Annotated in this window: 16 protein-coding genes; 4 read left to right on the top strand and 12 right to left on the bottom strand. The window is 61.3% G+C overall.

What is annotated here, in order from left to right; translation table 11 throughout:
* Positions 1-150 precede the first annotated feature (150 nt).
* Positions 151-1,284, top strand: a complete 1,134-nt coding sequence (gene rsgA / locus AUP74_RS01510; protein ID WP_226999858.1) for a ribosome small subunit-dependent GTPase A — start codon at positions 151-153, stop codon at positions 1,282-1,284.
* 85 nt (positions 1,285-1,369) lie between these two features.
* Entirely contained in the window at positions 1,370-1,834 is a 465-nt protein-coding gene (locus tag AUP74_RS01505) for a redoxin family protein (RefSeq protein WP_069946002.1), read from the top strand.
* A gap of 77 nt (positions 1,835-1,911) precedes the next feature.
* Here the strand turns inward: AUP74_RS01505 and AUP74_RS01500 are convergent, their stop codons facing one another.
* From AUP74_RS01500 to AUP74_RS01480, 5 genes are all read right to left on the bottom strand, one after another.
* Positions 1,912-3,765: a DUF885 domain-containing protein gene (locus AUP74_RS01500; protein WP_226999857.1), complete on the bottom strand. Its 1,854-nt coding sequence runs from the start codon at positions 3,763-3,765 to the stop codon at positions 1,912-1,914.
* 73 nt (positions 3,766-3,838) lie between these two features.
* A complete protein-coding gene (gene dxs / locus AUP74_RS01495) occupies positions 3,839-5,758 on the bottom strand; it encodes a 1-deoxy-D-xylulose-5-phosphate synthase (RefSeq protein WP_069946001.1) in 1,920 nt (639 codons plus the stop codon).
* Positions 5,759-5,885: 127 nt separating this feature from the next.
* Positions 5,886-6,791 (bottom strand): polyprenyl synthetase family protein, encoded by a 906-nt coding sequence (locus AUP74_RS01490; RefSeq protein ID WP_069946000.1) that lies wholly within the window; start codon positions 6,789-6,791, stop codon positions 5,886-5,888.
* Positions 6,792-6,794: 3 nt separating this feature from the next.
* Positions 6,795-7,073, bottom strand: coding sequence for an exodeoxyribonuclease VII small subunit (gene xseB / locus AUP74_RS01485; RefSeq protein ID WP_069945999.1), 279 nt, complete (start codon positions 7,071-7,073; stop codon positions 6,795-6,797).
* Between the two features lie 97 nt (positions 7,074-7,170).
* Complete coding sequence (locus tag AUP74_RS01480) at positions 7,171-8,676, bottom strand: PQQ-dependent sugar dehydrogenase (RefSeq protein WP_083260752.1); 1,506 nt, start codon at positions 8,674-8,676, stop codon at positions 7,171-7,173.
* Between the two features lie 1,221 nt (positions 8,677-9,897).
* Here AUP74_RS01480 and AUP74_RS01475 point away from each other — a divergent pair.
* Positions 9,898-10,473 (top strand): HNH endonuclease, encoded by a 576-nt coding sequence (locus AUP74_RS01475; RefSeq protein ID WP_069945998.1) that lies wholly within the window; start codon positions 9,898-9,900, stop codon positions 10,471-10,473.
* Positions 10,474-10,579: 106 nt separating this feature from the next.
* On the opposite strand, the gene AUP74_RS01470 is transcribed toward AUP74_RS01475, so the two are convergent.
* From AUP74_RS01470 to AUP74_RS01445, 6 genes are all read right to left on the bottom strand, one after another.
* Entirely contained in the window at positions 10,580-11,596 is a 1,017-nt protein-coding gene (locus tag AUP74_RS01470; RefSeq protein ID WP_069945997.1) for a D-alanine--D-alanine ligase, read from the bottom strand.
* An 82-nt stretch (positions 11,597-11,678) separates the two neighbouring features.
* The gene (gene mepA, locus AUP74_RS01465; protein ID WP_083260751.1) at positions 11,679-12,545 is read right to left on the bottom strand and encodes a penicillin-insensitive murein endopeptidase; all 867 of its coding nucleotides are present in this window, start codon (positions 12,543-12,545) and stop codon (positions 11,679-11,681) included.
* Between the two features lie 90 nt (positions 12,546-12,635).
* Entirely contained in the window at positions 12,636-13,724 is a 1,089-nt protein-coding gene (gene hisC, locus AUP74_RS01460) for a histidinol-phosphate transaminase (protein ID WP_069945996.1), read from the bottom strand.
* The gene (locus AUP74_RS01455; RefSeq protein ID WP_069945995.1) at positions 13,721-14,806 is read right to left on the bottom strand and encodes an FHA domain-containing protein; all 1,086 of its coding nucleotides are present in this window, start codon (positions 14,804-14,806) and stop codon (positions 13,721-13,723) included. The genes hisC and AUP74_RS01455 overlap by 4 nt, the downstream gene beginning before the upstream one ends.
* Positions 14,797-16,086 (bottom strand): S1C family serine protease, encoded by a 1,290-nt coding sequence (locus tag AUP74_RS01450; RefSeq protein ID WP_069945994.1) that lies wholly within the window; start codon positions 16,084-16,086, stop codon positions 14,797-14,799. Before AUP74_RS01450 ends, AUP74_RS01455 begins: the two co-directional genes overlap by 10 nt.
* Positions 16,087-16,458: 372 nt before the next feature.
* Positions 16,459-18,243: a trans-sulfuration enzyme family protein gene (locus AUP74_RS01445; RefSeq protein ID WP_069945993.1), complete on the bottom strand. Its 1,785-nt coding sequence runs from the start codon at positions 18,241-18,243 to the stop codon at positions 16,459-16,461.
* A 794-nt stretch (positions 18,244-19,037) separates the two neighbouring features.
* On the opposite strand from AUP74_RS01445, the gene AUP74_RS01440 reads away from it, so the two are divergent.
* On the top strand, positions 19,038-19,502 hold the full coding sequence (locus AUP74_RS01440) for a hypothetical protein (protein WP_069945992.1): 465 nt from the start codon (positions 19,038-19,040) through the stop codon (positions 19,500-19,502).
* Here the strand turns inward: AUP74_RS01440 and AUP74_RS01435 are convergent, their stop codons facing one another.
* Positions 19,503-22,064 (bottom strand): serine/threonine-protein kinase, encoded by a 2,562-nt coding sequence (locus AUP74_RS01435; protein ID WP_069945991.1) that lies wholly within the window; start codon positions 22,062-22,064, stop codon positions 19,503-19,505. It abuts the gene before it with no gap.
* Between the last annotated feature and the right edge of the window lie 69 nt (positions 22,065-22,133).

The raw sequence follows: 22,133 nt of genomic DNA, 5'->3' as shown, positions 1-22,133 counted from the left end.
GTTCCCCGCTGAACCGCGTCTGAGCCCGGCATTACGGTTTTTTCCTGACGTCGGGTTTCCCCTTCCCGGAAGCCTTCTATCCTAATCCTCTGTCACTGTGAGTCGCACAGTGACAATCAGTGCGCTGTGAGCGCCATGAGGTTCAGTATCGTGAGTCGATCATTGATTTCCCGCCGCTCCCCGTTTGGGCGCGGCAACAACCTATCAGAGCAGCCCAGGAAGGCACGCCCTCAATCTCCGCTGGATGCGCTGGGCTGGAAACCGTTTTTTCAGCAGCAGCTAAGCCTGGACGAGTACGAACACTGTGAGCCGGTGCGGGTGATGGCGGTCCATCGCAATCGCCTGGAAGTCGCCGGAGAGAGCGGCGAAAGTTCCCTCCCCCTGGAAAGCATCAGTCTACCCACGGCAGTGGAGTTGCGCCCCACCGTGGGGGACTGGCTGTTGCTGGAGCGGGAGGACGGCGGATATCGTCGCATGCTGGAGCGCAGCAGCCTGTTCAGGCGCATGGCGCCGGGCGCGGAGAGAGTGCAGCTGATCGCTGCCAATGTGGACAGCGTCTTGATCGTGGCGTCCTGCAATCAGGATTTCAATCTTTCCCGGATCGAGCGTTACCTGGCCCTGACCCGTGCGGCGGGCAGTCGCGCCTACCTGGTGCTGACCAAGGCTGACTTGTGTGCCGATACCGGCGAGTACCTGGAAGCGGTGAAGAGCCTGCGGGAGCTGCCGGTGATGGCGGTCAATGCCCTCGATGCCGACAGCGTCTCTTCCCTGCGCTCTTGGCTCGCACCCGGTGAAACGGTTGCTATGCTGGGCTCCTCTGGTGTGGGTAAGTCCTCACTGCTGAATTCCCTGTCCGGCGTACAACTGGCGGAAACCAGCGCAATCCGCGAGGACGACAGCAAGGGGCGGCACACCACGCGCCATCGCGCCCTGTACCCGCTGCCGGGCGGCGGATTGCTGCTGGACAGTCCCGGTATGCGCGAGCTAGGCCTCGCCGGTGGCGAGGAGGGGGTGGCAGCCGCCTTTGAGGATATCGATGCTCTGGCCCAGCAGTGCCGTTTCTCTGATTGTGCCCACGATGCGGAACCCGGCTGTGCGGTTCAGGCGGCGCTCGAGCGGGGTGATCTCGATGAGAGGCGGCTGCGCAACTGGCGCAAGCTGCTGCGGGAGATCACCCGTAACCAGCGCACGCTGGCGGAGCAGCGCGCCGACGATCGTGCCCTGGGGCAGTTTTATCGGGAAGTGCAGGGACACGCCCGCTCGCGCAAGCAGGGCAGGGACTGACAGCCCGACGGCAACGGTGACCTCCTAAACTGAACGGGATGACTGACGATGCGTTATCCCGCATGCGCGGGAGGTCACTTTGCCAATGAAATACCCTTCCGCTCCTGAAATCGCCGCCGCTGCCTGGCTGAATACGGATAGCCCGCTGTCCATGCGCGCACTGCGGGGGCGGGTGGTGATGCTGCATGCTTTTCAGATGCTCTGCCCGGCCTGCGTTACCCGGGCCACTCCGCAGGCGTCTGCCGTTGCGGACTGTTTTGCCGACGAAGATTTTCAGCTGATCGGCCTGCATACGGTGTTCGAACACCACCGGGTAATGAATCCCGATGCCCTCCGTGTTTACGTCGCCGAGTTCCAGCTGCAGTTTCCCATTGCGATCGATCAGCCCGCCGAGAACAGCCCGGTGCCCGTGACCATGGCCAGGCTGGAGCTACAGGGCACACCGTCCACAGTGCTTGTGGATCGAACGGGCAATATCCGTTTCAGTCACTTCGGTATTTTGAGCGATATGCAGTTGGGCGCGATGGTGGGGCAGCTGCTGGCAGAGTGACAGCCGCTTACAGCGCCGAGAATCGGGCACAAAAAAGGGCGATCTGAGATCGCCCTTTTTTGTGGATATGCGCTCGTTTAAATCGGCGCTACCGGGTCGGCGGACTCAGACGTGGGCGCTGTGGCGGCCTGGCCGCCCTGGGCCACGATCCAGTCGTTCATGCGGCCTTCCAGTACATTCAGTGGCAGGGCACCGGCACCCAGTAGCTCGTCGTGGAAGCTGCGGATGTCGAAGTTGTTGCCCAGCTGTTCCTCGGCATTGGCGCGCAGATCCTTGATCTTCAGCTGTCCCAGTTTGTAGGCCAGGGCCTGGCCCGGCCATACCAGGTAACGGTCGATCTCCACAGTGATGTCGTGGCGCGGCTTGGCGCTGTTATTCATGAAGTATTCGATCGCCTGTTCGCGGCTCCAGCCCAGCTGGTGCATGCCGGTGTCCACCACCAGGCGTACCGCGCGCCACATGTCGTAGGTGAGCGCGCCGAACTCGCTGTAGGGATCGGTGTACAGGCCGAGGTCATAGCCTAGGCTCTCGGAGTAGAGGCCCCAGCCCTCGACAAAGGCGGTATACATGCTGAGGCGGCGCAGCGGATGCACGTCCTCGATTTCCTGGGCCAGGGCGATCTGCAGGTGGTGTCCGGGCATGGCTTCATGCACGGTCAATGCTTCCATTTCCCACTTGGGGCGGCTGGCCAGGTTGTAGGTGTTGGCGAAGAAGACCCCGGCGCGGCCGGCTTCCATAGAACCTGGCTGGTAGTAGGCGGTGGTCTGGGATTTTTCCGAGTAGCTGGGAATACGCTTCACGCCGTAGGGAAGGCGCGGCAGGGCACGGAACAGCTTGGGCAGCTCACCGTCGATGCGCTTGGCGATATCCCGGTAGTCCCGCATCAGGTCTTCGCGGCTGGTGTGGTAGAACTGAGGGTCGTTGCGCAGGAAGTCGGTAAAGGCCGCAAAGTCGCCCTCAAAGCCGGTCTTGGCGATGATTTTTTCCATCTCACCGCGGATGCGCTTTACCTCTTCCAGGCCGATGCGGTGGATTTCCTCCGCGCTCAGCGCAGTGGTGGTGTTGTCGCGCACCTTGTGGGCGTACCAGCGGGTGCCGTCGGGCATGCTGGTAAAGGCGGTATCCACCCGGGCCCCGGGGATATACTCGCGCTCGACGAATTCCGCCAGATCGCGCCAGGCCGGCACCAGCTCGCGGTGGTAGAGGGCAAAGGCGCGATTGCGCAGGCGCTTCTGCTGCGACGCCGAAATGCTGGACGGCATTTCCGCGAAAGCCTTCATCAGCGGACTCTCACTCGGGTCCTCGGGAATCAGCGCGCGCATCTGCACCGGCAGGTCCCGCAAAGTAATCTGCGGCGGGGTGATCTGCTTTTCCAGACCCTCCTCCATCAGGGTGCGGATCTGCTGGACCAGCAGCGGCAGGCGATCGAGCCGCACGAGGATGTCGTCATAGTCTGAGGCGTTACGCTTCGGCATCGCCGCCAGTACACCGGGGACATTGCGCTGGATGCCGCTCATGTGCGTGACCGGCAGCAGGTGTTCCGGAAACTGGAACCCTTTTACTTCGGTGAGCAGGTCCTGATACAGCAGCTGGTGGTCCAGTTGCAGGGGCTCGGGCAGCTCATCGGCTTCGATATGACGGCTCGCGGCCAGCATGCGGCGGGTCTGTTCCCGGCGGCGCTTGATGCCCTCTAGCGAGGCATCCATCCAGCGGTCATTGACGCCGGCGTAGCCCTGGTAAGTGGCCCGGCTGGGGAAGCTCTCCATCAACCACTGGTAGCGGAGGTCCTGCAGGGCTTCCAGCTTCGCCTCTGCCCCTTTCTTCGGAATGGCATCAAAGGCCTTGTCGAAAGCTTCCTGCTCCATGGCAGAAGCGCCGGTGGCAACAAATAATGCTGCCGCAGCCAGCGCGGTTTTGCGCATCAAGGACATGGTCCCCCCTTACATCTGGTCAAAAGCATCTGGTCAAAAGCGATCGTTTTTAGCGCGGAAGTGACCGTCGGCCCTAGAGGGCCGCGGCCTGACCGCGAAAGTGCTTGTCGCTGAGCTGTTGCAGGCGCCGGCGGATACTCTCTTCGATGCTGGCTGCATCCAGGCCGATGCCTGCGAGTAGATCGTGGTGCTTGCCGTGTTCAATGATCTTGTCCGGCAGGCCCAGCTGCAGTAGCGGGATCAATGTGCCGGTAGTGTTGAGGTACTCCATCACCGCACTGCCGGCACCGCCGGCAATGGTGTTTTCTTCCAGGGTTACCAGCAGCTGGTGACTGGTGGCGAGCTGATCGATCAGGGCCTCGTCCAGTGGCTTGACCCAGCGCATGTCCACGACGGTGGCGCCGAGTTTTTCCGCCGCGGCCTTTGCCGGCTCCAGCAGGGTGCCGAAATTGAGGATGGCCACCTGACTGCCCTCGCGGACCATGCGGGCCCTGCCGATGGGCAGCGCCGTCATCTCTTTCTTGATCTCGACGCCCGGACCGGTACCGCGCGGGTAGCGCACGGCGGCAGGCCCCTCGTGCTGATAGGCGGTGTAGAGCAGCTGGCGGCACTCGTTCTCGTCGCTGGGCGCGGCGATCACCATATTGGGCAGGCAGCGCATGAAAGTAAGGTCGAAGCTACCGGCGTGGGTCGGGCCGTCCTCACCGACCAGGCCTGCACGGTCGATGGCGAAAGTGACATCCAGATCCTGGATGGCCACGTCGTGCACCATCTGGTCGTAGCCGCGCTGCAGGAAGGTGGAGTAAATGGCCACCACTGGCTTCTGGCCCTCACAGGCCAGGCCGGCGGCCAGGGTTACCGCGTGTTGTTCGGCGATGGCGACATCGTGGAAACGCTCCGGGAAGCGCTCGGCGAATTCGACCATGCCGGAGCCCTCGCACATGGCGGGGGTGATACCGATCAGGCGTTCATCCTGCTCGGCGGTGTCGCACAGCCACTGGCCGAAGATGTCCTGGTACTTGGGCAGCTTGCGCTTGCCGCTATTGGAAATGGCCACCTGTACCTTGGGTTCCGGCTCCAGTTTGTTCAGAGCGTGGTAACCCACCGGGTCTTCCTCGGCGGGGCCGAAGCCCTTGCCCTTGGTGGTGACAATATGCAGCAGTTGCGGGCCGCGCTGGCCGCGCAGGTTGCGCAGGGTATGCACAAGGTCGTGCAGGTTGTGTCCGTCCACCGGGCCCACGTAATTGAAGCCCAACTCCTCGAACAGGGTGCCGGGGGTGATCATGCCCTTCACGTGTTCTTCGGTACGCCGAGCCAGCTGCCACGCCTTGGGAATCTTGGACAGGATTCTGCGGCTGCCCTCGCGCATGGACAGGTAGGTCTTGCTGGCGAGGATCTTGGCGAAGTAGGTGGCGAGGCCGCCCACATTCTTGGAGATCGACATGCGGTTGTCATTCAGCACCACCAGCATGTCCTTGCCGGTGTGGGCCGCATGGTTCAGGGCCTCGAAGGCCATGCCCGCGGTCATGGCGCCATCGCCGATCACCGCCACCACCTTGCGCTCGTCTGGCGAGCCAAGGGCCATCCCCAGGGCGGCACTGATAGAGGTACTGGAATGCCCGACGCCAAACGTATCGTAGGGGCTTTCGCTGCGCTTGGGGAAACCGGACAGGCCGCCCTGCTGGCGGATCGTCAGCATCTCCTCACGACGTCCGGTCAGGATTTTATGCGGATAGGTCTGGTGGCCCACATCCCACACCAGCCGGTCGTCCGGGGTGTTATAGATGTAGTGCAGGGCAATGGTCAGCTCTACCACGCCCAGGCCGGCACCAAAGTGGCCGCCGGTCTGGCCGACGCAGTAGAGCAGGTACTCGCGCAGCTGGTTAGCCAGCTCCGGCAGCTGGCGCTCTTCGAGTGCGCGCAGCTGGGCCGGGCTGTCGATACCGTCGAGCAGCGGCGTGTGCGGTCGAGTACGGGGAATTTCGTCGAACATCGAACGTATCAATTGCAACAAAAGTGTGAAAAGGGATTGTATGCCCGTGGGGGGGAGATTGCATCCTGAACGGCCCTCGGGGCGCTCCCCGCCACGGGCCGGAAGCAGTCACAAGCCCCTCGGACGGTTAGTGACTGCGGTGGGCGATATAGTCCGCCAGCTGCTCCAGTAGGCTGGTATCGCCGCGCACGGCCTCCAGCGCCTCGCGGGCGTCGCGGTGCAGGCCTTCCAGCTTCTGCCGGGCGCCCTCGAGTCCCAGCAGGGAAACATAGGTCGGCTTGTTGCGCGCGGCGTCGGCACCCTGGGTCTTGCCCAGCGTGGCGGTATCGGCGGTGACATCGAGGATGTCGTCCTGTACCTGGAACGCCAGCCCCACGGCTTCGGCATAGCGGCTGAGGGCGGCCAGCTGCACTTCATCGGCACCGCCCAGCAGGGCGCCGATGCGGGCGCTGGCGCGGATCAGGGCGCCGGTTTTCAGGCGGTGCATCTCTTCCAGCTGTGCCAGGTCGAGCTTCCTGTTTACCGCTGCCAGGTCAATCGCCTGGCCCGAAACCATGCCGCGGGCGCCGGAGCCGGCGGTCAGTTCTTCCAGCAGGCGCACCTTGAGGCAGGCCTCCGCTTCCGAGTGCAGCAGCAGCTCAAAAGCCAGGGTCTGCAGGGCGTCGCCGGCGAGAATGGCGGTGGCCTCGTCATAGGCGATATGACAGGTGGGGCGACCGCGGCGCAGGTCGTCATCATCCATGGCCGGCAGGTCGTCGTGGATCAGGGAGTAGGCGTGGATGCACTCCAGTGCTGCGGCCGCGGCATCACAGCGGGCGGGGTCGAAATACTCGCCCTGCACAATGCCCGCGCAGGCGTAAACCAGCGCTGGCCGCAACCGCTTGCCCGGCCCCAGCGCGCCGTAGTGCATGGCGGCAAACAGGGTATCCGCGGAGGGCACTGCAGGGGCGAGCGCCGCCTGTAGGCGGGTTTCCACACGCTCGGAAGCGGCCTTCAGGAATGCTGGCAGAGTCACCTGGGTGATCGGCGTCACGTGTCAGAAGCCCTGCTCGGGGGTATCAGTCGTGCCGCTCTCGTTGTCTTCGCCGGTTTCGAAGGGGGCTTCCTGGACGGTGCCATTCTGCTCCATCAGGACCTTGACCTTCTGCTCGGCGCTGGCCAGCTTCTGCTGGCACTCGCGGGTGAGTTTCACTCCGCGCTCAAAGTCGGCGAGTGCTTCTTCGAGGGGCAGGTCGCCCGCTTCGAGCCGCTCCACCAGCTGTTCCAGTTCTTCGAGGGCCTGCTCAAAGGTTGCTGCTTTCTTCTTTGCCGCCATTCGGTTCCTGCCTGTCTCTGCTCTGGCGCCGGGCTGGTGGTGTTCCGGGGCCCGGGATTCGTCGTGCGCGCAACCTTAGCCGCTGGCGCACAGGTGGTCAATTGAGAGGAGCCGCGTCCTCGATCCCCTGCTCACGCGAGATCAGGTAGTGGGCCAGGGCCCGCTTCTGTGTGGCACTGAAATCATACTTCGGCATGGGCGGCGTGGGGCTGTCAAAATAGTCCGCCAGTTGCTGCAGGGAGTATTTGCCTGCCAGGTTCCTGAGCGGGGCCTGTTGGCCATGGCAGCGGGCACAATTGAAGCGCTGGTAAATTTCTTCCCCTCGCTGGGCGGCGCCGGTGTCGATGGGCTGTGGCTTTGGTGGTGCCTGGATGGGCGGCCGGTTGGTGGGTATGGTGCCGCCGTTGCCATTTTCGCCGGCGCTTACGCGATACACCGCGCCCGCGTAGTCATCGGAGATATAAATGTTGCCTTTGCCGTCCTCGGCGAAGGCTACCGGGCGTCCGTACACCGTCTCCCGGTCATCGCCGAGGAAGCCCCAGAGAAAGTCCCGCTCGCGGATAGTGCCACTGGCGTCCCAATGCAGGGACACCACTTTATAGCCGTCTTTCTCGTTGCGATTCCAGCTGCCGTGGAGCGCCACCAGGGCGGAATCCCGGTAGCCCGCGGGCTGTGTCGGGCTCTCGAGGAAATGAATGCCGAGCGGCGCATTGTGGGCACGAAATCCGTGCGCCGGCGGAATGGAGCTTGCGATCTTCTGCTGAATTTCCGCAGTAGCGCCGACCCCGAAATCCGGGTCTGGTACCCGGTCGCCGTTAGCGTAGGGCCAACCGTAGAAGCCACCTTCTTGCACCCGGTTGAGCTCGTCTGGCGGAAAGTTGTCACCGAGCCAGTCGCGGCCGTTGTCGGTGGCGTACAGTTCACCGCTGACCGGCGACCAGTCGAAGCCGACGCTGTTGCGCAGGCCGGTGGCAAAGATTTGCGGTTCACCGCCTTCTAGCCTGAAGCGCATGATGGTGGCGCGTTGCGGGTTTTCCTCTTCGCATACGTTGCAGCTGGAGCCACTGCTCAGGTAGACCCAGCCGTCCGGGCCCAGGGCGATGGTCTTGGTCCAGTGGTTGCCGCTATCGTCGAGGTCTTCGACGATGCGCTGGTAACGGCCGGCGAGACGCCGATCGGAATGGTCGAAGGGTACCCGACCCACTGCGTCGCTCTCAGCGATATACAGCCAGTCCTCGTGGAGGAAAAGGCCGTGGGGGCGACGCAGGCCGTCGATCAGTACCCGCTGTCCATCGGCGCGACCATCCTGGTCAGCATCCGCCTGCAGCAGGCTGATCTGTCCGCGCTTGGGTTGTGAGACCAGCACATCCCCGTTGCGAGTGACGGCCAGCCAGCGCGCATTGGGCACGTCGTCGGCGAAGAGTGTGACGCTGAAACCATCCGCTGCTGTCAGCTGGCGCTCAACCGTTTCGTCATCGGTATCGGCAGTACCGGTCAGTTGTTGCCACGGGACATTGACTCCGGGGGTGAGGATGACGATGGAAATTACGCCCACGATGACTAAGACGATAAAAATGAGCGCGTATTTCAACAGGTTGTTCACGGTGAAGGTTGATCCGGTAATTATTGCGCCTATAGTTAAGGCCGTTCGCGATGTGGGCCATTTGTACCACATGGGGCGTCGCCCCGTCCTTCCTGCCAGGCTCGTGTGAGATATATCTCAATCTTGTGAGATATCTCGCACATGAAAATCAGCCGATTTCCCCTACATTTTTTTTCCGCACTGTCCATAATGAAAGTGCAAGGATGCTTAAGGGACTGCAAAACCGCGGCAAGGGAAGAAAGGGACTGCGCCGCAGCTCAACGGAACTGAGCACCATCCTGTGAGACGCACCGTCCGGGCCGGATTGCCTGGGCGGTGTTTTACATTTTACCTGTCGCTTTTTTCACCTCCCCCACCTTCGTTTCTCTTGTATAGCCAAGCCAATATCCGCGGTCTGCGAGATATTTCTCACAATACTTTCAGCTTTTTCCCTCTGGCAGCTTTGCCCGGGTTGCCGATAATGAAATTGCAAGGACGCGGAAAGGCACGGACGCCAGGAAGCAAGGAGGTAAGGAAGCAAGGAAGCAAGCAGGGAAGCCAGCAGGGAAGCAACGGGGCAAGGATGCCCGAAAGCAGGGAAGCAAACAGGCAAGGATGCCTGCAAGCATGGAAGCGGAAGTCAGGGAAGATAGAGCGGCACGGAAGCAAAAAGGACTGCACGACAGCGGCAAGGGAAATAGGGACTGCGCCGCATGCTCAAGGGAAGTGAGCTGGTCGCTCAAAGGAATTGAGCGACAGGTTCAAAGGAACTGAGCCATTCGCCCGAGGGAATTGGGCACCATCCTGTGAGACGCACCGCCCGGGCCGGATTGCCCGGGCGGTGTTGTGCATTCTGGCCACCTGACAGTGCGTCTACCTGCCCGCTTCTGGTATAAGCATGAATTACGCGCCGCCTTTATTGCTCTGGCGCCGGGCGCTGTCTGGAAACTGAAATAATTATCCGCTTTAATCAATTCGAACCGGCCAGTATTTTTCCCCACGGCCGGCGGAGGGTGAAGCGTTCAGTAAGTTACTGCTGACAGATTTCCTGCTCTTCTCGCGCATAGCGCAATCGCGAGTGGCAGCCCTTTCTACCTCGAATTCCATCCAGGGCCCCGTCGGTCGACCGGCGGGGCCCTGTTGCATTTTGGGGGCGCGAATTTTCGCGTCTCCATCGCCGGGCGACTCTTGTCGGTCCGGTCAGTGGTCAACATGGAACAGGGAAACCGGGGAGTAGCGCCTATGCAAGTGAGAGAAGCGAGAATCTTGCGCCTGAACCTGGCCGGGCAGCCACTGGAGTGGCTCAACTGGCAGGAGGCGGCGTGCCTCTATGTGCGAGAACTGGTGACCTGGTCGCTGGGCGGTGTGGTGCAGCGTGTGCACGGTGGTATCAATCGCCTGGGTGAGCGCTCGACCCTCGATCTGGCGGCCATTATTGCCTGTGGGGGTGAGCGTATGGCGCGACCGCGCCGCCGCCCGCCACTGACCAACCGCGCACTGTTTTTCCGTGATGCCCATACCTGCCTCTACTGCGGCAAGGATTTCGCCCTGTCGGAGCTGACCCGCGATCATGTGCAGCCGGTGTCCCGGGGCGGCAAGGATGTGTGGGAAAACGTGGTGACAGCCTGCCGTCGCTGCAACCAGCACAAGGGCAGCCGGCTGCTGCAGGACATCGATATGGACTTGCTGGCACTGCCATTCTGCCCCAATCCGGCCGAGTACCTGGCGTTGATCAACAGTGACCGGATTCGCGGTGATCAGATGGAGTTCCTGCGCGGACAGTTTTCCAATGTGCGCCAGGAGGGTTGGCTGGTCTGACCGTGTCGCGTGGCAGGCCGCTGGTCGCGCCGGTATTCCCCGGTACCCCGGCGACTAGTCAGAGCGGCGAAGCTCACGCGGCGGCGGGAAATACCTCAGCGGGCGTTCAGCCGGCGACAGCTTCGCGAATCAGGCTGGAGAGATACCGGCTGAAATCATGCCCGGCATTGGCCAGCATCTTCGGGAACATGGAGATCGGCGTCATACCCGGGAAGGTGTTCACCTCGTTCAGGTAGATATCGCCCTCGTCGGTGAGGAAAAAGTCGATCCGTGACAGATCCTTCAACTGCAGGCCGATAAAGGCGCGCTTTGACGCCTCGTGAATCCAGCCAAGCTGTGCCTCGCTCAGCCCCTCGGCTTCAACGAAGGTTCTGGCGCGGCTGCCCTCGGCATATTTTTCCTCGTAGCTGTAGAAAGTGTCCTCCGGCGCGCAGACCTCGCCGGGCGGAGTGATGACCAGTTCGCCCTCGTAGGTGTAGGCGGCCACTTCCAGCTCCCGCACTTTCAGGCACTTTTCCACCAGCACATAAGGCGAGAGCGCGAAGGCCTGCTCCAGTGCCTCTTCCATCTGTTCCTCTTCCGTGACCTTGAAGCAGCCGACTGAGGAACCCTGGTTGGAGGCCTTGACGAAGACTGCGCCCCATTGTTGCAGGGCCATGGTGGCCTTGCCGGCTTCTCCGCCGTTATTGCTGCACAGGAATTGATAGGGCGTGTTGTCGATGCCCAGTGCCGTGAGCCACAGCTTGGTGGTGATCTTGTTGAAACAGGTCTTGCTCGCCTCGGGACCGCAGCCGAAGTAGGGAATGCCGAACAGTTCCAGCTGGCTCTGCAGGTCACCGGTTTCACCGGGGTAGCCGTGAATTGCCGGAATCACGTAGTGCACGTCCCGGGCGCTGCCGTCCTCCGCTACAAGCTGGCGCTGCTGGCTCAGGAAGTGCACGCCGCCTTTGCTATCGGTCAGGCGGCCGTTCGCGTCCATCACCACCCGTGTGAGGGCGATATCGTCAACGTCCTGCAGCTGTCTCTCGATGAAGTCCGCCGTGCGCAGGGAGACGTCGTGTTCACTGCTGCCGCCACCGCAGATCAGCAGGGTTTGAATCGGGTTCGGGGATCGCTGGCTCATGGAATTCCCTTTTATCGTTGGCCCTTAAACAGCGGCCTTATCGGCACGGTTCAGCTTAGTCGGAGTTTTCTGTCCCGGGGAATCAGGGGGCGATAAGCACCTGCTTGCACTGGAGCGGCAATGGCTTTGGCTCGGGCCGCTCGGGAGCGGGCGTCTCGCCGCGCAGCATGGCGTAAAACTCATTGCTAAACCACCAGTCCAGATCCGGCCCACAGGGGTCGCCGCTGGGTGGGCGCTGGGGCTTGCAGTAGGCATCGCCCTCGGGGCAGGCGAGCCTTACATGGAAGTGGTAATTGTGCCCCCACCAGGGGCGCACTTTGCGTAGCCACTCGTTGTCGTCACCGGCCAGCTCGCACATTTTGCGCTTGATGGTCGGGTGCACGAAGATGCGCGCCACCCGGTCGTCTTCGGAGGCAATCCGTAGGATTTTCGGTACACGAGGGTCCCAGTTCTCTTCCAGCAACCGGTGTTCCTGTTCATCCGCCAGTGGTTTGGGGGAGATGTTGTCCCGCTCCCATTCGGTCAGCGGGCGCTTGTCTGCGCGCCAGTCCTGGCTGAACCAGATATCGATATCAAGACCCTGCTGGTGGCTGCGGTGGCCGGAATTGAACGGCCCGCCGCGAGGCATGGACATGTCGCCAATCTGGATGCGGCCCAGGTCGTTGCGAGCCACCCGGCGGGAAAACTCCTCCAGGAAGCGGATGGTATCCGGGTGCCCGAAGTGGCGGTTGCGCCCGGTGCGCACCAGCTGGAAACCCTCGCCCCGGATGGGCATCTGCTCGGCGCCAGCGAGACAGCCGTTGGTATAGCTGCCGATACTCGCCGATTGCTGCGAGGACGGGCGCTCGACTTCCGCCCAGGGGTTCTCGTCCTGCTGGGCCAGGGCCGATACGGTGACAGAGAACGCGAGGAGTGCTGAGAGCAAAGAAGTCAGGCGATAAAAAACCATAGGCTGTCTGCTAAAGCTTCCTTTTGTTTGAGCGGCAGGGCGCGGCGCCGTAACAATGCGCGCCGTCCCAGCCCATTATAGGGACAGACCTCAGCGGTTCTGCGAAGTGCCGGGCGCCGGGAGGATTTCCCGCAGGGCATCCAGCAGCGCATCCATTTCCTCGTCGGTGCCGATAGAGATGCGTAAGTACTCACTGATCCGCGGCTTATTGAAATACCGTACCAGAATACCGTGCTCCCGCAGGCCGCCATAGACCGCCTCTGCACTCATGCCACGCGGGCGGGCGAGGACGAAGTTCGCCATCGAGGGCACCACTTCGAAATCCAGTTCGTGCAGGGCCTCGGCAACCCGGCTGCGTGTGGCCATCACCTTGTCACTGGTTTCCTCCAGCCATGCTTCGTCAGTGATGGCGGCAGCGCCCAGCTGCTGGGCCACGCTGTCGATGGGGTAGGAGTTGAAGGAATTCTTGGTGCGTTGCAGCCCTTCGATCAGGTGCGACTGCCCCAGTGCATAACCCAGGCGCAGCCCCGCCAGCGCGTGGGATTTGGACAGGGTGCGGATCACCAGCAGGTTGGGATAACGGTCGATCAGCGCGGCGGCGCTGTCACCACCGAAGTCGATATAGGCCTCGTCCACGGCGACCACCCGCGCCGGGTGCAACTGCAACAGGCGCTCGATTTCATCGAGCGGCAGGATGCGGCCGGTAGGGGCGTTGGGGTTCGGCAGGATCACGCCGGCCGCCGGGCCTGCGTAGTCGTCCACATCGACGGTGAAGTCCTCCCGCAGCGCTGGTGTGCAGTAATCGATGCCGTACAGGTTGCAGTAGACCGGGTAGAAGCTGTAGGTGATGTCCGGGAACAGCAGCGGTTCCTCGCGGCGGAAGAAACTGTAAAACGCGTGCGCCAGTACTTCGTCCGAGCCATTACCGACAAACACCTGCTCCGGCTTCACGCCGCAGTGGCTGGCAATGGCGGCGCACAGCTCCACGGATTCGGGATCCGGGTAGCGGCGTAGCGCCTCGGGCAGCGTCGGGCTCGCCAGGGTGGCCATGGCGTGTTCCGAGGGCGGGTAGGGGTTCTCATTGGTATTGAGTTTGATCAGCTTGCGCCCGCGGGGCTGTTCGCCAGGCACGTAGGGCTGAAGATCCGCCAGGGCGGGGCTCCAGAATGGATTGGTCACGCAGCTGCCTCCTCTCGACTACCGGCAGTGTGGTTTTGGGTGCTGTCATCACCGTTGGCGGCTTTCGCCTCCGGCTCGGCTTCTGTCTCTGATTCGTCTGTGCTCTTTTCCTCCTGCTCGATGGGGATATCGAACAGCGCCGGGGTCTTGGCGACGAACTCATCCAGCGGCACCGGCGAGCGCAACAGCATGTTCTTGTGTTTGATTTCCGTGCTGATTTCCGGGACACCATCGAACTCGGCCATGTTGCCGATTTGCTCCATCAGCGTCAGGCCGAGAAAGCCCCAGGGCAGGATCACGGCGGCGGCAAGGCGCCACTTGGGGGTGATATTCGTCGCCAGATAAATGGCGGACCACAGCATCGCCGGCAGCAGCATCGCCAGGATGGCCACGTTGATGATCTCCACCAGGTTGCCCATGGCGAAGTTGTAGTCGAGCAGTGTGCTGAACCACTCCCAACCGGCAAAGATCAGCGCGCCCAGTGCGGCAATGGCCAGTTGGGTGAAAAACATCGACTCGTGATGCACCACCCGCCCGATCAATGACCAGGCGCCGGCGTAAACCAGCAGGCCGATAATGCTGCCGAAGAAGATGTTGATGGCGCCGGTCCAGCGGAATTCCTCCGCAGTACCCAGGTAAGCGATGAGGAGGGTAAACAATCCCGCCAGCACCAGCAGCGTCACGGCCTTGGCCGGGCTCGCCAGGCGCGAGAACAGGTTTTCCAGCGAGTGCAGTGGCACCGCCTCGTCCATCGGCGCCTCGCTGTCCACCAGGCGATAATGGGTGCGCCCCAGCTGAATCTCGTCGCCGGACACGATGCGGCGCTCGCGCACTTCGCCGGCTTCCACGTCGTGATCGTGCTGGTTGCGCACCAGCTGGGTGCCGTTGACCGAGTTCATATCCCGCAGCAGATAACCACCGTCCTCAGCGCGGATGATCTCTACGTGGTGGGCATCGGCGTGCACGTCTTCGATAATGGCGTCGTTGTCGTAGCCGCGGCCGATCGTGAAGCGGTCGCCTTCCATGCGGTAGCGGGTCTGTACCCGCTGGGCGCGGTTCAGCTCTTCGATAATCAGTGCCATTGGATCTCGCTTGTGAACTTCTCAGAGAATGCGGCGGCAGATTCCTTGGTGAAACCGGACAGGGTGAAATGGCTCACCAGCGCCCGGTCTTCTTTGTCGACGCTGAGGCTCAGGTAGAAAATGTCGTAGAGATCCGGGAATTCCTTGTAGCGGCGCACGCAGTAGCTGGTGCGGGCGACAATGGGATCGTTCTCCTCGACGTTCTCGCCGGCAGCGCGCGGCTGCTCGGTGAACTCCTGGCGGCACTTGAACTCGGTGACGTCGTCCTCGCCGGCGTCGTTGCCTGGCGCGAAGCGGCTCATCTGGTCCTCGTAATAGTTGTAGAAGCGTGCCGGCATGAGGTCATCCTCAGCCTCGAGCCAGAAAAATTCGTATTCGATGCGACCGGTGTTGAAGGTCTCGGACAGGTACACCACGTCCTGGCCGGTGCAGCCCTTGTCGATGCGGGTGACCGGGTTATCGTCCCCCTCCTGGGTATTGCCCCAGCACTGGATGGCGGGAACGATTTCGCCGACAACTTCGGCGTCTCCCAGCGGGCGCAGCTTCCATTCCGCGTTCAGGACCTGGTCGATGATGTCCTGTTGGTTCTGCAGCAGCTGCTCGTGGGTCACCTGCTGCAGGTCTTTGGCTTTGCCCTCGATGCCCAGGTGCTTGCGCAGCTTGGCCAGTTTTTCCACCGGCACCAGGAAGCTCACCTGGTTGCCCGCGGTGGCGACATTGATCCCCACCACCTTGCCGGCGGCATTGATCACCGGCCCGCCACTCATGCCCGGGTTGATCGAGCCGGCGAAATGAATGCGATCGTAGAAGCTGCCACTGGCGATCCCGTTATAGGTGCCGGGAATCAGGGTCATACCCAGGTCGAGCGGATTGCCGAGGGCAAAAATGGTTTCGCCCTTGCGTGGTGTGCTTTCCGAAAGCTGCAGGTACTGGCTGCCGGGCTTGTCCATGCGCAGGATGGCAAGATCATTAATGACGTCGATATCCAGCAGGGTCAGTGCGCCCTCGACGCCATCCACGGAGCGATATTCCAGCCGGTATTTTTCCGTGTCACTCACCGCCTCGGCCACTACGTGATAATTGGTGGCGATCAGTCCGTCGGGGGAAATCTGAAAACCGGAACCGAGGCCGGCCTTGGAATTGGAGGATTTTTCAATCAGGCGGATCTGGTACAGGGCACCGCGGTAATCGCTGTAGAGTTGTTCGTAGCTCTGCGCCAGGGCGAAGCCGGGGATACAGCACAACAACAGGGCCAGCAGGCGGGCGCGAAGATTCGGCATTGGCTTTGTTTAAATTATGGGCAGAAGGGCTTTGATCTTACGGGATAAGGGCAGGCGCAACAAGCTTCGCCCCGGCGCCCGCGCGAGACCTTTTATCTTTTCTTTATGCTCCGCCGGGCCGCACTCACTGCGTGCGGCGGCGGTAATGCGTGCACCCATAAGTTAGTTCAGAGTGCGCGGAGTTTCCTGTCGATTGTGCAAAGCGAGTGCTTACTGGCGGCTTTTGGCACAGTGGCTGTCAGTAAGTCCTCGCTCCGGGTTTGTGGGTCCGGCCTGCGCCGGGGTGACGATGGAATTGGAAACCAGCCAGAGTCGTCCTGCCGGCGCAGGCCTGTATCCAGTGAGCGGGGCGCTGCGACTGCAAGTAAGCGCTCACAAATAATCCGCCACCCGCGGAAAATGCCGCGCCACCCGTTCGTGCACTTCCAGGTAAAAACGCGCAAAAATTTCGTCCGCCTCCCGCGGCCCCATAAAACCACTGCTGAAATGCGGGCTCACCGGATCCAGATGCAGTTTGGCGCAGCTCAGCAGGTGCGCCACCAGCTGCGCCATGTCCTCGTCGCCGACGGAAATACGCAAAGTGGTCGGGTAGATATCCGCCGCGCGCTGGTCCTCCGGCGACAGCTCTGAGTGCGAGGTCAGCGCCGGACACAGCACCATGGTATTCGTCTGCCCCAGGCTCACCATCTGGCCGAAGGCCGGTTCCAGCGCATCGAAGAAGCGCTTGAAGGCGTCGGTGGGAATCTGCGCCGCTTCCATATCGATGGTGAACAGCGGCACCGGTAATTTGAAGCGCAGTAGCTTTTCCCGCAGCGGTGCGTTGGCGTCGGTCTCCAGCGCGTGGCTGTTGACGCGGATCTTGCTGTGGCTGGCGAGGAAGTGGCTCAGGCACAGGGTGTTGATGCACTTCTTCAGCATGCGCATTTCCAGGGTGCGCATGCCCTCATGTACCTGCCAGGCCTTGTCCGCATCCAGGAATGCGCCCTTGATGTAATACACGTCCCAGAACAGGCACTGGCTCCAGTCGAGCCCCTGCACCGTGTCGCCCTTGGGAATAAACATGCGGTGCACCGGACCGATCACCACGCCGGCCGTAGCAGTGCCGCCGCCATCGATATCCTTGGTGTAGGAATGGACGACAAAATCCGGTCGCCGGTTGCGGTCGGTGCGCCGCAGCGGCTGGTGCAGGTAGGGGGTGGCGAGGGTGGAGTCCAGCGTCACCAGCAGTTCGTGGTCGTGGGCAATGGTGCAGATATCCGGCACATCCAGCATGGTGCCGTGGGGGTTGCACGGGGATTCGATATACACGTGCATGCGTGCGCCATTTGCCAGCGCATCGCGATGAGTATGGCGGGCGGCGTCCAGGCACTGCGCGAAGTCTTCCCCGGTGATGCCGTCGAACCACACCAGGGTAATCCCCAGTTTGTCGGCGCGGGCGTAGTGGTCGCACAGCAGCTGGTGCACGCCGCCGTAGATATGGCGGGAGACAATCAATATATCCCCCCGACACAGCTGGTTGGCCAGCAGCGCATCGATGGCGGCCATGCCGGAATTGAAATTCCATGCCAGGTATTCCCCCGCATACGGGCCGCACTCCAGCGTGACCATGGCGTTGGCGAGCGCGATGGAGGTGGGGTTCAGCAGGCGCGAGTAGATATCGTGGCTGGGCTCGCGGCCGCGGAAGGCGTCGTCGATCCACTCGGTGCAGGCGTAGATATAGGTGGCGGTGCGGGCGATCACCGGGGTGGCGGCAAAGATTGCGGGGATATTGTCGAACAGCGGGTAGCCGCCCCTTGTAGTCGCGTTGAAATCCTCTTCCCCCTGTAGGGCACGGAAGCTGGCCCGCAGCGGTCCCTGCAGGTCGTGCAGCATCTTGGCCAGCTGGAAGCTCATAAAGCGCTTGGCGTTGAAATAGGCGATGCGGTCGTTACGGTCGAGGCCTTTCAGCAGTTCGGCGCTGCGGGCGCACAGTTCCGCCAGGCTGCCCTGGGCGCGGTACAGCTGTTGCGCGGCGTCCTGTAACAGGGCGCCGTGCTCACTCTCCGGTGCAATGCCGAAGTGGCGCAGCTGCTCATACGCGAGCTCGGCCATGCTGGTGGCCTGAGAGCTGTTGCGTCTTGGGGAGAGGCGTTTGGCGTCGTCGATGGGGTCGGTCATGGCCTCGCTGTCCGTGCTGCGTGGGATCAGGCAGTGAATGTCCTTCCTTTTGTTATAGCTGGCTGAGTTCCTTTCGCGGGTGTCTCTTGGTTCTGAATTACTTGAGGAGCGGCAGGGCGCCGGGGCGGGTATTTCGAAACGCTGTGAATACATCCCTGTACGCTCCGGCGGCGACGTCCTGTCGCCGACGGTTCGAAATACCCGCCCCTGCGCCCCGCCTTCGCATTGGGCGCTGTAGCTTTATGCGTGCTGCATTGGATGAGAGCGGTTGTGTGTAATGGCGTGTAATGGCGTGTGATCGACCTGTAATGGCCCTATCCGTAAAGTACACATCGAGGTTGGGGAGCGGGCAGCGCAGGGGGTTTACGCGGTGCCCCGGCAGGATGCCACTCCTCAACGTTTTTCCGAAGGACCGGAATCTTGTGCACCCAGTAGCACAGCTCGGTAAAGGAAAAAGGATTCAGCGCAAGCTGAATCGCCAGGCCGGCCCGGCAATCACAGAGCCCAAGCTGCCGGCGTTATGGGGAAGGGCCTGGCGGGGGCAAGGAGGCTCCATTTCGCTCTTGATAGTGTTGTTGTAACCGTCGATGGCTGGGACCATCATTTTCGGCCGGCAGTCAGGCTACTGACTGCCGGTTTTTTTATGAATTTGTGATGGAGTTCCGGTCACGGTTGGCATTATCCTATCCAGCGCGTATTCCCGCCGGGGTCTTGGGGGCGCCGGTGAATGAGAACAACAATCCCCTGCGCGGTATTCAGGGAAACAATGACCAGAAGATTTCCAGGAGTGGAACATGACAGACGTAGCAACCGCTTACACCGTACCGGAAAAGCAGGATGTAACCTTCAACTTCACCCTCCAGCCCACCGGCGCTGACCAGCAGTGGGAGTTCAAGGATAAGAACAGCGGTGAAGCCATCGAGACCATCCACATCATTTTCGAAGGTGCAAAGGCAAATCCGGGGAATTCCGGCAAGGCGACACTGGTAATTGAGCTGATCGGTACCGAGATGGTCTTTGCGGATCACCAGAAGGTTGGTGGTAATGAAGATGGCATGGAGACCTATGACGAAGTGAATGGTGGTCTCGGTGCGATCAAGAAAGCGAAGAAGATGGAAGGCAGCCCGCAGTTCCTGGAAATTGACCTGAAGGCCAATAAGCAGACTGCCAACGGCTTCTCCTTCAAGTGGGCGGCACAGGATGCCAGTGGAGCGGTTGTGCTGTCAGCAGACCCCGACGCGAAGCTCGAGCCGCTCTGATTAATTGCAGATAGCGGCCGCTACTTTTTCTGAGGTCTGGGGCTGAGTGCAGAGTTGCTGCAAGGCAGGCAGCTTGAACCACGCTGCGCTCATGCCCTGATCAATCAATTGCTCTATGTAGTAGTTAGCGGAGCGCCACTCTCCAGCCAGTGCGAATACTTGAGCAGCGCTGTACTTGATATCCGTGTCCTCAGGGGCAGTTTTCACCAAGTCATTTATCATGGCTATGGCCTCTGAGATTTGGCCAAGAGTTGCCAGAGCAAGGGATCTATATCGTTGCGACTCTATATCTTCCTGCCCATCCGAAAGACTTAGGATCTTTCCATATATCTCCGTAGCTGCTTCTTTCTCGTTGAGCATAAGTAAAGACGCGGCCACCTCTTCCATCGTGGCAATATTTCCTGGAACATCTTTTAATACTCGCTCTTGTTCCGCTCTTGCCTTTTCATACTCTCCCTGAAGAAAATAAACGACACCCAAGTTGGAGCGGGTGCGCCAGCCGCGCAGTTCTTCTGGAATGGCTGTGATGGCTTTTTCGGCCTCATCCAGATTGCCGCTCTCTAGCTCGATAACTCCTCTAGCTGAATAGGCAGACCAGTGATCAGGGTAAGTCTCAGTAAGGCGTTCGAGAGTTGAGCGCGCAGCACTGTAGTCACCACTCGCGATCCGGTTGAGGGCGATCAGATACAGATTGTCAGCCGATGGGTTGAGCGCCGCTGCCTCCATTGCCTCCTGCAGGCCAGCCTCGTACTTTCCATTTCGGTAAAAATACCGGGCGCGTTTGTTTTTCAGTTCGGCGATTGGATAGTTCGATGCTTCTAACTTAGAAGAAAGTGCTTCAAACTGCTCCTGATAATCCCCGAGGCTGTATAGAAAAAGCTTGAGCTCATCAATGGTTGCTCCCTCTACCCCGAATTCTTTTGCCTCGTTGAGCCTCGATAAAGCCGAGTCGAGGTAGAGCTTGTCTCCTGTGAGCACGTGCAGGATTGCGGAGACATTGACTAACGTGTGGTAGACCATCCTGCTTTCAGGGTGAGTGCCACGGAGGCGATTGAGGATGGCCAGATCTGCATCAGTCACATCTTTGCTGTCCAGGCGGCTGACAATATCGAGGTAGTCGTTGTAATCGGACTGCGACATCAGCACCTGCTCACTGGCAGACTTGGCATAGTCTTCTGGGAAGAGTGCTATCGCACTGTTGCCAACCCGATATTCCGCCTCCTGCCGCTTATCCGCTAAAAACGCAAAACTCGCCTGCTGCCTGATTTGGCTGTCGACCGGCCCAATCCGTTGCAATTCAATCTCACAGCGTACCTGCGCACAGTCCAGCCGCGCGAACAGCGCATCGGTCACGCCCTTGTCCCGCAGTGCCTGCAACTGTGCATCGAAGTCCTGCCCCTCCTTGGGGGTGAAGCTCACCAGGGCGCTGGCTTTCAGCTGTGAAGTGGCGTTCATCAGGGCCTGGCGCACCATGGTGGCGGTCAGCGCATTGGCATTTTCCTCGCCGCGTACTTCGCCGTGGATCTCCACCGGCAGTACGGCGATATATTGTGGCTCCAGCTTGGTGAATTCTTTCCAGCCCCAGTAACCGGCGCTGCCAAGTGCGGCCACGCCGGCCAGCGTGGCCAGCAAGCGCTTGCGCTTATTGGGCGGTTTGCGCAGCAGGCGGGTGACGGTTTCGGAGTAGTCGCCGGTGATGGTGTTGGAGCCTTCGGTGCGCAAAAAGCCCAGCGCTTCTGCCACCTGTTCGGCGGTTTCCGGGCGCTGTTCCGGGTTCTTGGCCAGTAAACGGTCGAGCAGGGCGGCGAAGGGTTCCGGCAGATCCGGGTTGGCCTGTTGCGGCGGCGTGTGCGGGTCGTGCACCACGCGCTGGGCCAGAGCCATGGGGCCGTTTTCGCCCTTGTCGTCCTTATCGAACGGGCGGCTGCCGCATAGCAATTCGTAGGCGATGGTGCCGAGACTGAACAGGTCACTGCGCGGGCACAGCGGGTAGCCCTGCAGTTGCTCCGGCGACATGACCTCGACGGTGCCGGCGACGTGATCCTCGCGGGTGATGCTCTCGTCCGCCTGCAGGGATTTGGCGATGCCAAAGTCGGTGATCTTGGCGGTAAAGCCGTCGGCGCCGCCACGGGCGATGAGGATATTGTCCGGCTTCAGGTCGCGGTGGATGATGCCGAGCGAGTGCGCTTCGGTGAGGCCGTGGCAGAGCTGGATCAGCAGGCTGAGCTTGTCCCGCAGGGTGGGGCTGGCCTCGCGCATCCACTGCTTGAGGGTGGTGCCCTCGACGTATTCCATCACCAGGGCGATGCCGTCGCGCTCTTCGAGCACGTCGTACAGCTGCACGATATTGGAATGATTCAGTCGGGCGAGCAGCTGCGCCTCGGACTGGATGCGCGCGCGGGCGGTGGCATTGGTGGCATCGTCGCGCAGCTTCTTGATCGCCACCGGGCGGTGCAGCTTGGTGTCATGGGCCAGGTAAACCACACCCATACCACCAGCGCCGAGCGTGCGCTCGATACGGTAGCGGCCAAGCTGTTGCTGTTTGGGTTCGGCGATTTCCATGGCGGTTTATTCTTGTTGCCAGCCTGTGTTCGGGTGCTCCCGTCGTCCCTGAGAGAGCAGGCGCCAGTT

The sequence above is a fragment of the Microbulbifer aggregans genome, from assembly GCF_001750105.1.
Lineage (GTDB): Bacteria > Pseudomonadota > Gammaproteobacteria > Pseudomonadales > Cellvibrionaceae > Microbulbifer > Microbulbifer aggregans.
This window is presented reverse-complemented; position numbering and strand designations above follow the sequence as displayed.